Source organism: Desulfomonile tiedjei DSM 6799 (assembly GCF_000266945.1).
GTDB lineage: Bacteria > Desulfobacterota > Desulfomonilia > Desulfomonilales > Desulfomonilaceae > Desulfomonile > Desulfomonile tiedjei.
The window spans coordinates 1,111,145-1,123,891 of the sequence record NC_018025.1 but is presented as its reverse complement, the minus strand read 5'-3'; the positions used below and the strand labels follow the sequence as shown (position 1 = coordinate 1,123,891).

Below are 12,747 nucleotides of genomic sequence, written 5' to 3'. Positions count from 1 at the left end.
CAAACGCATCGAGCCTTCATGTAAGATACTCCAGATGAACTGTTTCGACATTTAATCGAGAGGGGTCAGCCGCGCGACCGTATGTCATCCGGATTCAGCATACTGAAGAACACATTGGCATTGGCTGTGCCCAATGTGCTTAATCCGATCGTTTCGTTCGCTCTGATTCTCGTAATCTCGCGGTATATGGGGGTTGAAGGACTCGGCGCATATTCGCTGGTTCTCTCCTATTTCGGACTTTTCGCCACACTCGCGTCATTGGGCCTCGCGGACCTGGTGGTGAGAGAGGCTGCGAGAAAACCTCACGAAACCCATTCATTGTTTGCCAATGCGCTGGCATTCGGGTCTATCTCATCAGCCATATCGCTCTTCGGCATGAATGTTCTCGTGATGCTCATGGGCTATGAAAGAGATCTTGTCATCGCTTCTTTCGTATGCTCGTTGGCACTGATCGTTTCCACGGCAGTCAGCTATCTCGAGGCCATATTCAGGTCAGAAGAAAAATCGGAATACGTCGCGTTCTGCTTCTTGTTTGAAAATGCGATACGAGTTGCCGTATCTGTGTTGCTCCTCATCGCAGGTTACGGGATAACCATGCTCTTTGTCGCAGTGCTCGCGAGTCGGGTGCTCGGGTTCTTCGCACTGTTCTCTTTCTATTTGAAACTATTCGGAAAACCGATCTGGCACTTCAATCGTGACACATGGCGGCTGCTTTATCGACAGTCGGCAACTTTCGCCAGCATTGCAATTTTTTCCACTATTCATCTCAGCATCGATCAGATTCTTCTTTCAAAACTGCAAAGCATAGAATCCGTGGGTATTTACAGCGCGGCCGATCGGCTCCTGAGTATCTGCAAGACTTTGCCTGTGTCGTTCGCCTCCGCTCTCCTTCCGTTCTTCACGAGATCTTTTGCCCACGGCTCCGATGAACTGCTCCGGCTGATTACCAGATCCCTGGGATATATCCTGGTGCTTGTTTTGCCCTTGACAGTGGGGACATTTATCCTGTCCGGCAATTTTATCCACATCATATTCGGTGAAAAATTCGTTCGAGCCGGACCGGTTCTGCAAGTGCACATTCTTTCTCTGATTCCGTTCAGTATGGTGTTTGTCCTTGCACAGGTGCTCATTGCCACAGACAATCAGGCTGTGGATTTGACAATAAACATAGTCGCTGCTGTGATGAATTTTGTCTTGAATCTGATCCTCATACCGTACCTGGCTGAGATTGGGGCGGTTCTGGCCACTCTGTTAACGATAATCGTTTTTAACTCGCTCCAAAACCTTTACATCAGGAAGCGGTTGTTTCATATTCCGTTCGGAGACGTTTACATGCGGCCTTTGATTGCCGCCGGAATTATGGGCTGTGTGACCTACGCATTGAAGGACTTCAACGTCTTTCTTAATGTAGGCGTCTCTGCGATAGTGTACGCCGCTGCGGCGATTCTTCTCAGGGCAATTGCAGTGGAAGATCTGAAGTCAATCACCAGCGTGTTTTCTGCCGGAAAAGCAGAGTAATACCAATGTGCATTCAAAGAGAGTTCGGGAACCTTTCTTACAATTACAAAGAGGTTCCCGGATCTTACTGCCTTTAAAGCACTCTGACATCACTCTTCATAGCGGGCGTCGCGGGTAATGAGGACATGAACGGGTCTTGGGCTGAACGAATCCGGGGACTTCACGTGTGGCGTGAGTGTAGCTCGGAGAATCCCGGAGAATGTGATGAGCACTTCGAGACCTTCTTCGCACCACAGGCAGGGTCCGATGAGCTCCAGTTCGTAGATCCCCTTGTTTCCTCTTACCAGGACAACATTGTTTGAGACCGATTCAATAGGCCCGCTATCGAATTCAGTTCCGTAAGAAGCCAGAGCGACGCACAGAAGGATGAGGAGCGCAACAGATATGAGCGACTTGGTGCCGACTGTTCGTAAGGCCCGGGAGGACCCATTTCTTTTCGATGTGACGAAGCTGAACATCGTTTTACTGACTTACCTTCGGTTCATCGGGAAGCTGCAACCGACGAATGGATGCAAGCACGGGCAAACCGGTCTGGTTTTCCACGTCAGTCGGTGTATCGAACGTATGGTCGAAGAAGTTGGCAAGCAGGACAAACCCGATTCCCAGTGGAATAGCCAGAAAGAAGGACCCGACGACCATGAGCAGGGTTTTAGGAAAAACGGGATCTTTCGGGACAAAGGGAGTTTCCACTACACTCACGTTCACGAGTTTCTTGCCTCCCTTAAGATTCTCAACTCGAGCTTCTTCTTCCTTGGTCAAATATTGCACATATCGTTCTTTGGCGATTGCCGCAGCGAGCTGAAGTCGCCTGAGTTCCTCTCCTTTTTCATCCAATTGCTGGAGTTGCAGCTCTTTCTCCTTACGGCTTTCTTCAAGGCTTGCACGTTTTGCTTTGAGAAGCGCAATTTCCGTCTGGAGCGCTTCTCGAAATTTTTCGGTAATCTCCTTCACTGTGGCTTCCGCGTCCCGATAGTCCCTGCTCTCGGGCGAAAAGTGTTGGGTAGCAATTAGTTGTTTTTGTTTTGCTCTGAGTAGTTGAGTCGCGATCACGCTAAGGACGGTGTTTTCGTTCCCGCGCTGCATGGTGGGGGTTAGCTGACCGGTCGGCATCCTGTCCTGCTTCAACGCAGATAGCATATTTTCATATTGGCTGAGATTTGCGTCGAGCTCGACAAACGAATCGGCCATTTGTTTGAGAAGTGTAATCAGTTCGGTCTTCTGTTTATCTATAGAAGAGATTCCCCATTTTCTCTTGAACTGAGTCAGTTGGTTTTCGGCAGTATCCAACTTTTCTTTAAACAACTCTCCCTGGCCCGAGAAAAACCCTTCCGCACCGGGAACTGCATAGACTTCCAGGTGATAGGGTACGTATTCTTCCAACAGGGCAGATAGAATCGAGTAAGCCATCTCAGGATTCGAGTACTTGAAAGAAAGATCGATCACGCGTGATTTGGGAGCAGGTACTACTTTCAATTTTTTGGCCAGTTTCCTGGCTTCTTCATGAATTTCCGCGGATTCTTTCTTACTCTGCGCTTTCTTATCTTGGCTGTCACCGACAAGGGCACCCAGTGAATCTTCGACTCTGAAAACCACTGAGGAAATAAAGCCGTTCTCCTGTTTCTTGAGTGCAGGCATTCCCAATTTCTTGACGGTCCGTACCCACAGATCGATACTTTGGAGTAATTCCATTTCACTGTTCAAATCGGTTTCATCCACATTCAGATTGAGCACCGTGGAAGAAGCTGCATCCTTGGGAAGCTGAAGCAAGGATGAGCTTTCTTTCTTGGCAGTCACCAGAATTTTCGCTGTCGATTCGTACACCGGCGATATAAAAAGGCATGCGAGCAAAACCCCAAGAGGCAGGATCAGAACGGTTAGCTTTAGCCATATAATCTTTCGATAAAAAACGTTTAATGTGTCCCTCAATGAGAACGTCGCATCTTGTTTCATTCTGCCCTCTCTTATGTAGGATTTCTGAGGGAGTTCACCGCTTTTCCCTGTGCCGGTGGCCTCATCGGTTACTACTTGGGTTATCGGGCTTGCTTATTCCGTGGGTAATACTCATAAGCTCCGAGATCGGGAGCTTTGCCCTGCGGTCGTTCAGTGCCGTTCTTATCCTTTGTCACGATTTCCAGTGCGATTCCCGCATCGACAATCGGAGAGTCTTCCCTGAGACCGAAATTACCGGCCGCAGGGTTCTCGAGTCCGGGATCTATTCCTACCAACCCGTGAGCCGTGTAAGCTCGATCCGAGTTCTGTCGGAGACTGGCAAGATAACTCTTGATCAAATGTTTGAGAGCTCTCAAGTCGCTTGTATCGGTTGACGGGCATGAATACCAGCCGTTGTGTTCGAGAACAACTTGCGCGGATTTCGGAAGCGGAGTCAAGAATCTGCACCTCACGACTACATTGTTGACAAAGCGATTTCGATCTCTCGAAGAAGCCGATCCTTCGGACTTCTCCGCGAAAAGAGGTCCGGGACATCCCCACACCGTGTTATGGGCAATCAGATTTCCAATCGGTTCTGTCGGCGCTCCTTCCAAGCTGTGATGCAGTACGAAAGCAGCCGCCATATCCCAATCGTTGTCTGGAGCAATATCCACAAGCACGTTGTTGATTACAGTATTCCATGACGATCCGAAGAAGCTTATTCCCGCAACTGTTCCTCCCGAAATCAGGTTGTTTTCCACAAGATTGTTCCGGGATCGGCCCTCCAGATAGATTCCACATCCATACCCGCGCGGATCGCCGTTCGCTTTGAAGACGTTGTCTCGGATTTCGCAGGAATAGGCAGATGCGTCCGGTCCTATAAGGACTCCACAGCCGCCGTCACCGGAAACTCCGAACCACTCGTTTTCTGCACAATAGTTATTGATGAATTTCACCCGGGCACCGTTTATCTGGCATCCGTGTACACCGTTTCTGACAAATTCACAATCATGAATGTACCAGTCGTCCAAACAATGAAAGACCCCTTCTGCCCGGTTGTATCGAACGGTCAGCCGATCGAGTTCCCAGTGAGCATTGTCCGCCGGATGGTCAGTGTCGGTAGATATAGCATTTACTCCGTATTTTTCCAGAGTCATGTTGCGGACGACAATCCATTTTTTCGCTGTGCCGTTCCATCGATCTCCGGAATTAAAGGCTAAATCGTATTCGTACACTTCGACGTTGTGATCCCTGTTCGGGTCTGCATCGTCCCACAGCTTGATAATGTAGGTTCCGTTTTCCAGAAGATAAAAGGTGCCGGTAGTTATTTGCTCGGGAGCATCCACTTTCCTGAGCATGCGTTTTTCATCCACCATAACGAAAGCATTCTGGTGAGTGACGGGATGCAGGCCATTCTTCATCCATACATCGCCTTGACGGACCCAGTCCTTGACTCGTACACTCCCCTGGAGAATCACCTTGTCGCGATCCACACCTTCATAAATCACGGGAGCATCCGGTGTACCCGAATTACCCCCCATGATCTGCTCGTGATAGATGCCTTCGCGAATCAGTGCCGTGTCTCCCGGCTGAAGAACCAGGGACGCCTGTTGAATCGTGAGAAAAGGATCCGCTTCCGTTCCGGAACCTTGCGGACTGCCTTTCATTGCGTCCACATGATACACGGCCGCATACAGGAATCCTGATAAAACGATATGCTGGACACAAAGCACAAAAAAGAGGGCCGCTACTTGGCTTATCCCTACATGCGTCAACTTAGTTTCGTTTTGACATTTGTTCCAGAGAAACAGCTGATAATAGGCCGGCGATTCTTCGCCGGTTGACTGGAAATCACAAGAATTCCTGAGTCCTGCAGGGACGGCTGATTGACGATAAGGGAGCTTGGCCATATCAATGGTCCCTCCGGGACGATGAGATCTGTTAAATCGGTTTTCCCGGCGATGAATCGCCGGGCTATTTTCTTCCGTCCCTTCGGGACGAAGAAATCGGAAACCAAAGCTGCACCGCTGAATTCCACGCTTTAAGGGAGCTTTTATTCCCGCTTTGCATGCTTCCAACACTCTCCTCAATTCAGCGCTACCCGTCCGCTGCTTTCGTTTCCAAGGGTTTTGCTTTGTCGTTGCCGCTGGAGCTTTTCCATCAGAACGGTAACGGCTAGGATAACGCAGTACTGAAGATAGAAGTTCAGGTAATAAAAGTAGGATACCAGGCGGTGAGGTATGGAGCCCAACATCGCGGCGAATAATCCGACCGATACCACAAAGATTAAAGGATCTCTCGATGACGTCAGTCGCCAGAGCTTTAACAGCAACACGAAATTAAGCAGGTAATACATGAGAAATCCCACCAGGCCATTCTCTGCAAGGCGCAGAAGGTACTCGTTATGCACAGTGTAAGCCCATGCGCTCCTCAGTTTCGGTGGGACATATTCAGAGATGCGCAAAGGATAATTGTTCGCTCCGACTCCAAACAGCCAATGGTCTTTCGCCATATCTACCGCAGTCATCATGAGAGGGGCGCGATCCTCTCCCCATGTGCCGGCCTCGAATCTTTTCACTACAAGGGGACCTGTGAAGATGAGCGCCACCAGACCGGCAACAACAACCTTCAGGAATAATGTCGAAGAGATTCGGCCTTTCGCATAGCTCAAGAGCAGTACAATCAGTGATGATACCAGCACGGCGAATCCGGCCGCTCTGACCTTTGTGCATGCAATTGCCATCAGGATGACGAGAATGCCCGAGAGCGCGAGCAGACGCCCACGTTTACCGGCCAACACGGCAAAGTATGCAATGACGATCGGCAAGACAAAAGACATCATGGTGGCAGTGGCGTCCGGACTTCCGAAGAAGCCGATGGAACGAAAACCCTCGGGACCCACGTACTGTTGAAAGGTACCGTCAAGCGTATAGTTCCAACCGGTGATGAATTGGCCAATTACATAGAAAGCATGGAGAACCGTCGCTCCGAACAGGGCATAGACGATGAGCTTGAGATCGGCTTCCTCGCCGGTATTGTTTACCAGGTACAGAAAGATCATGAATCCTTTTAGTAGCGCGACGACTTCATATACGCTGTATCGAAAGTGTGTCGCGGTAAGAATGCTCGCTGCGAACAAGTAAGCTATCCAGAGCAGGAGAAGAGTTCCGAAAGGTCTGCCCAGACCGATCCCAGCGGAACGCTTCCTGAAAGAAACTACAGCGAACCAGTGGGCATAGAGAAAGAGCAAGACCAGATCGGTAATATCCACGGTAATGCCCGCCATAAACGGCGTGCTCTCGATGTCTTTCAAGGGGTCGTAGATAAGATGTACGTCCAATTGCAGCGGAATGCACAATATCAGAACTGCTATCAAAAATGACCTGAGCTGTCTGATGAAGATTGCCAGTCCCAGAAGAAGAATGCTGGCGCCGTGGAGAACTATTAGCAACTTGTTGCTCATTGAAAGAGCAGTGACATAGAAAAAACCTACCGCTAGCAGCACGAGAGAAAGGGCGATTTGAACCGAACAATGATTGAGAGATTTAGTTTTCGGTTCCATGTTTTTTCTGTCTCCAAGTCGCATACGGCGAGGATTAGAGCGATTGCCGAAAATTCTGACGTTTATCCCATGCTCGAATACAAGATATTAGTGAGGACCGACGTCCCGAGGCTGTTTTAAAAGCCAAAATTGATCCTTGATGGTGGCACGAATTTCTCATGGTCCTACCGGCCTGATTGTAGGGGCGGGCCTAGTGTCCGCCCAAAGTCAGGGCAGGCACAAGGCCCGCCCCTACAAAGATATTTAATCGTGGCACGATTTCATGTATATTCATGAATTTTGACATAAAAGTTTCACGACGAAACTGTCTCAGTAAGCGCCTTTTCCCTTCAGAACTACTCCTACTGTCTTCAAAAGGATCTTGAGATCCAGGATAGTGGAATAATTTCTCACATAATACAAATCGTACTGTGTGTTGAGATGCATAGGTAAATCGCTCCGGCCCGAAACTTGCCAGAATCCGGTTATACCGGGCGGAACGGAAAGCCTCTGCCATTGCCAGTGATCGTAGGTTTGGGTGATATTTGGCTGCTCCGGTCTGGGGCCCACAAGAGACATCTCGCCTTTGAGCACATTGAATACCTGCGGCAACTCGTCAAGAGAAGTGCGGCGCAACCACTTCCCCAGACGGGTCACACGAGGATCGCCTTTAATCTTGAATATGGTCCTGCCCTGATCATCAATTTGCGTGACCTGGTCCTGGAGCTTGTCGGCTCCCACTATCATGGTCCTGAATTTATACATATCAAATAATCGCCCGTTTTCTCCGACTCTCCTGGCCCGGTACACTATGGGTCCCGGAGAATCGATTCTGATCCCCACGCCAATCAGGAACAAAAGCGGCCATGCGACAATCAAGACTACCACACTCACGGTGAGGTCCAGCACTCTTTTGGCGAAACGTCTATGGCCTTTTATAACCGGTTCCCTGATACCTATCAGCAGGAGATTTCCCAACAGTTCCACTTCGGACGAAACGAGAGTCAGACGAGTGGTGTCAGGAACCACGTAAACACGAACAGGCAAGCTTTCCACCTGATGGATTATCGATTCCACCTCCCCAAATCGGTCCTCGGGAAGAGCGATTACTACAATATCGATTTCCTGTTCTTTGATCAGGGAAGTCAGAAGTTCAGTTCCCCCGAGAAACGGTGCAGGCAAGGGCTGCACTGTAGGAGGCTCGTCATCGACAAAGCCCAGAATTCTTCCAGGGGCAGTATCTTCCATGAGAGTGTTGGCAAACGAGATTCCGTTTTCTGATGCCCCCACAACGAGTGTTCTCCCCGCCCTGGCACCATTGCAGTATTTCCGCGCGTAGTCCGTGATCAAAAGACGAACCAGCACAAGGGCAAAATAGTTGGCTATGGCAAAATAAATAACCAAGAATCGGGACATCTCTCTGAACGTAAAAAAGAGGACCCCGGTAAAGAGAAGCACTGCCAGCACATAGGAAAAAGTCATCCGCTGGAGTTGGAGCATCGGATTCGGTATGATTCTCAGTTCGTACACTCCGGTTACAGCGAACACCCCGTGCCATAGAACAGCCACCATGACGTACACAATGGAATGAGGCAGACCTTCACCAACCGCAATAAAACGGCCCGGCAGAAACGGTCTGAGTGTCTCGGTCGCCTCCAGAACCAGCACGGTAAAAATGACGTCCAAAAGCATGAGCAGGAGTCTGTACTTCTGATACTGCTTATACATGCCTGTTATCGCACACAGTCTCTCTAATGAATTCCATTACACGTGAAAACATTGGCCGAACCCCCCGTTTCGGTTAACGGTCCGCCGATAAAATAATGCTCGAATAAATTGAACGGAGGGCGTCTATTCCTTGCGAAAATTCAAACCTTTCGTGAAAGGAGTGCTTTGCGGTTTCGGCAAGTCTCAAACAAAGATCCGGATTTCGCTTTAGCCGAACGATTGCATCGGCTATTTCCTGCGGTGCTCCCGGGTTAATCAGAATTCCCGAAACGTCCGTTTCTATAACGTCCGGGATTGCATTTACCCGTGTAGATATGACTGCAAGCCCCGATCGCATGGCCTCGAGTATCGCCACGGGCATACCCTCGTGGTACGAAGGTAACAAAAAGGCATTGCCTAAAGCAAGAAAAACCGGCACTTGCTCTCTGTCTACTTCTCCGAGGAATCGAACCCACGGTCCCAGTTTTTCACGGTTGACAATCTCCATGAGCTGGTTCCATTCTCCCGATTTTTCTTCTCCGCCCACAAAGATAAATTTTGTGGAAGGCTCCGCAGATGTAACCAGTGGAACAGCTTTGAGAATGTCGAAGGTCCCCTTCCTCCACCCGACCGTACCAACCGTCACGACTACAAAATCGTCCGGTGAGAGATTCAGCTTGTCACGGGTCTGTTCGACACGCTCACGGTGGGGACTGTCTGCTTTGTGAATCAAATTTCTCAGAATCAACACGTCAGCATGAGTACCAAGCGCTTTTAAGTTATCGAGCCACAATCGATACAGCACAAGAATCGTATGAGGCAAAAAAAGCCCCAGACGGGTGTACAATTTCCGAAAAAGAGGGGCATCCGGATAAAACCAATCCCAGTCCGTCCCCTGCATGTGCAGCAGAATTTTTGCTCCAGCCGCCCGTGCCAGAAGCATCATGATCGCAGTGCCGAGAAAGGCCGGGTCTGCTGAATGTATGTGGATAAGTGCGTATCGGCCGCGAGAGACTTTCCTGTAAAAATCCAGAAAGCGTCTGAACCGAAATACGTTTCTTTTCCAGAATCCTTCGCAACCAGGAGGAAAACCTGCAGAGCGCTCGAATACCTCGAATTGATAATCTTTGGAAAGGTCGGAATGAATAATGTCCTCCATAAGGGAGGCTATTCCTCCGGTGGGCGGCGGTACCGGTCCCACCATCAAGATTCGTGTGCGGTTATCATTGCTCAAAGGTAATCTTCCGTCCGCAATTTGGATATGATAAAAGGTCTTTTGCCTCCCTCAGTCCTGGGTATGTCATCAGTTTCGTCCAGGATTATATTCATAGTCGGGGATTCCAGTCTTTCTCTGATTTCTCTCAGGAGTGTCGCTCGAGTCGATTCAGACAGCGTTTCCCAGGGAACAACGCGAACTCTCAGCGTCTTTATATCCTCTTGGATAATTTGCGCTTCTCTAATTTCATCAAGCTGAATAAAGGCAAAGTCCAGGATGAGAGGCGATACGAGGTTGCGTTCCGGTGTGAGTACGAAATCGGCTTCTCTGCCCATAACTTTTTCCAGGAGAGGATGTTTCCTTCCGCACGGGCAGCTCTGAACATCGCCTTTGACTGCCAGGTCGCCGGTTCGATATCTCAGAAACGGCATGGCGATGTTGTGAAGACAGGTCCCAACGATTTCGCTCAAGCCCGGCTTATCCGTCGGAATCAGTTCAAAAACACCCATTTCAGGTTGGATGTGATAACCCTTGGCCTGCGAACATTGCATGGCAATTGCCACCGATTCCTCCTGACCGTACCAATCTATTACCGGAGCATGAAAGGTCTTCTCGATCTTTTCCCGTATATGCGGGTACAAATTTTCAGAGGCAGTGAGAATATACCGTGGAGGGGCGATCGAGCGTCCCGTTTTGGCGATCCATTGAGCCAGAATGTACAGGCACGAGGGCCAGGCATCTATGAAATCAGGTCGGTAATACTGCATGGCATCAAGCATATCGTTGAGCCGCTTATCGTCCGAATTGTGGAAAGAAATACGCAGCTCGCGAGCTCCGGGGAAATACCGAATGAATTTGGCGGGATTTGCCAATGGCATTCCTTTGAAAAAGGCTATTCGGTCTCCGGGTTTGTACCCGAGCCACAAAAGTTTGCGCAGTGCCAGCGCTCGATCCACCGGCCTGGTATTTCTATCCATGTAAAAGGTGAGGGGAGTTCCGCTGGAGCCGCTCGTGTGTGCCTCTTCCATGTCGAGGAAAGATATATTTTCGGCCAGCAGTCCCTTTTGCTTTTTGCGTACGGTCTCCTTAGTCAAGTAAGGGAGCTTGTCCAGATCGCTAATACCCTGAATGTCACGAGGGCTGATTCCTCGCTCTTGAAAGACTGATCGGTAATAAGGAACATTTTCATAACAATGCTTCAACAGCGGTTCCAGGAGGCGTTCCTGGTATGCAATGAAATCCCGCTCTGCCCAATGTTCGCTTTCGGAAAGCAGTCTCACGGCATTTGTGAATGAACGTCCGTACCGCCAGCGTGCCGGTAAGAAATGGTATGCAATTTGCGCCCATTCCACCACCGGAGCCGGAGCGTTTCTGAAGAGACTTTTTAAATAACCTCTCACGATGGACTCTTATACTGGTTAGCTTCAAGGCAGTAATATCCGGGAACCTTCTTCACAATTGTAAGAAGTGTTTCCCAGATCTTTCTTCCTTAAATGCACAGTGGCATAAGTTTTCGTACAGGGTCGAGTAGCGTTCGATAAGTGTGTTCCAGTTCCGATTTTTTTCTACCCATACTTGTCCTTTGCGGCCCAGTTCGTATCTGAACTGTTCATCGTCGATAAGTTGGCGGCATTTGGCGGCCAAGTCAGAGGGGTCTTCGGGTGCGAACAGGATTCCATTGATTCCCTCTGAAACGATTTCCCTGTGCCCACCGATATTACTTGCGATCAGGGGTTTTTCCATGGCCATGATTTCCATGGGTTTAAGAGGGGTCACAAGCCGGGTCTCTCGTGTTTCTTTCCGAGGCAATACCAGGAAATCGAAGAGCTTATAAAATCTCGAGACCTCGTTATGTTTTACTCGACCCGTAAAGACGACCCGGTCTGAGATACCTGCATTCGCAGCCATTTCTTTGAGCAGACTCGTTTCTTCTCCGTCACCCACAAGGAGTAGTCTCAGGTTGGGATATCCATCAGCCAGCAGGATCGTTGCCTTCATGAGCACATCCAGGCCTTCGTACCTGAAGAATGACCCGATATACCCCATGATGATTTTTCCCGCTAATCCCCATTTTTTCTTAAGCATTTCATCGGGAGGCCCCGGCGTGAACTTTGTGAGATCGACTCCATTCGGCACCACATTGATTTTGTCAGGTGCAACACCTCGAGAGGCGACTTCTTCGGCGAGGGCATCGCAAATCACACAGCAGCAGTCTGCAGTTCGGAGCGCGATATTTTCCAGCATTCGTACGCCCCGGTACCGAATGGACTCTTCATTCCAGTTGTAACGCCCCACATGAGAGTCTTCCCATATGCCTCGCATTTCGTACACGGTTCGGATTCCAAGCAGTTTTCCGACAGTATTTCCAGCGAGCCCGCACGTGAAAGGAGAATGGGCATGAATAATCTGGGGTCGATAATGGCGAGCGAGGTACCACGTGCGTGTCAACAAGGCAGCGTTTTGGACAATTCGCAACATCGATCTCAGCGGGTTTTTGTCTTCTACTTCCATGGAAGGCTTTAACAACGTTCCGCATGTACGGAAGTATCGAACGCCTTCAATCATCTCGCTCTGTTCGGCATCCAACGATCCTGAAGGTGCTTGTGAAGGTGAAGTCACCACAAGAGGTTCAATGCCTTTCGCCAATTGGTTACGCACGATCTCCAGGCTTCGTATTGCGTAGCCGTGAGTGCCGGGAACAGATCTGTGCAGAATATGAAGTACTCGCATAAATGTCAGCTTTCGACAATAAATGCCTTTCTGCATTCAAGATGCTAACTGCACTGACCTGGCTCCGCAGGTCAGTGGCACCCCTGTATTGGGGCCCGATGTTAAT

Annotated in this window: 9 protein-coding genes; 1 reads left to right on the top strand and 8 read right to left on the bottom strand. The window is 49.6% G+C overall.

The annotated features are described in order from the left end of the window. Positions 1-81: 81 nt before the first annotated feature. Complete coding sequence (locus DESTI_RS04750) at positions 82-1,518, top strand: flippase (protein WP_014808824.1); 1,437 nt, start codon at positions 82-84, stop codon at positions 1,516-1,518. Between the two features lie 89 nt (positions 1,519-1,607). On the opposite strand, the gene DESTI_RS04745 is transcribed toward DESTI_RS04750, so the two are convergent. From DESTI_RS04745 to DESTI_RS04710, 8 genes are all read right to left on the bottom strand, one after another. Beyond that, on the bottom strand, positions 1,608-1,976 hold the full coding sequence (locus DESTI_RS04745; RefSeq protein ID WP_014808823.1) for a hypothetical protein: 369 nt from the start codon (positions 1,974-1,976) through the stop codon (positions 1,608-1,610). 4 nt (positions 1,977-1,980) lie between these two features. Beyond that, entirely contained in the window at positions 1,981-3,468 is a 1,488-nt protein-coding gene (locus DESTI_RS04740) for a GumC family protein (RefSeq protein WP_014808822.1), read from the bottom strand. A gap of 80 nt (positions 3,469-3,548) precedes the next feature. Further along, entirely contained in the window at positions 3,549-5,357 is a 1,809-nt protein-coding gene (locus DESTI_RS04735) for a right-handed parallel beta-helix repeat-containing protein (RefSeq protein WP_014808821.1), read from the bottom strand. A gap of 176 nt (positions 5,358-5,533) precedes the next feature. After that, the gene (locus tag DESTI_RS04730) at positions 5,534-7,009 is read right to left on the bottom strand and encodes an O-antigen ligase family protein (protein ID WP_014808820.1); all 1,476 of its coding nucleotides are present in this window, start codon (positions 7,007-7,009) and stop codon (positions 5,534-5,536) included. A 309-nt stretch (positions 7,010-7,318) separates the two neighbouring features. Further along, positions 7,319-8,716, bottom strand: a complete 1,398-nt coding sequence (locus DESTI_RS28450; protein WP_014808819.1) for a sugar transferase — start codon at positions 8,714-8,716, stop codon at positions 7,319-7,321. A 73-nt stretch (positions 8,717-8,789) separates the two neighbouring features. After that, complete coding sequence (locus tag DESTI_RS04720; protein ID WP_014808818.1) at positions 8,790-9,929, bottom strand: glycosyltransferase family 4 protein; 1,140 nt, start codon at positions 9,927-9,929, stop codon at positions 8,790-8,792. Next, a complete protein-coding gene (locus DESTI_RS04715; RefSeq protein ID WP_014808817.1) occupies positions 9,926-11,311 on the bottom strand; it encodes a phenylacetate--CoA ligase family protein in 1,386 nt (461 codons plus the stop codon). Before DESTI_RS04715 ends, DESTI_RS04720 begins: the two co-directional genes overlap by 4 nt. Positions 11,312-11,363: 52 nt before the next feature. Next, complete coding sequence (locus DESTI_RS04710) at positions 11,364-12,641, bottom strand: glycosyltransferase (RefSeq protein ID WP_014808816.1); 1,278 nt, start codon at positions 12,639-12,641, stop codon at positions 11,364-11,366. Positions 12,642-12,747: the final 106 nt, after the last annotated feature.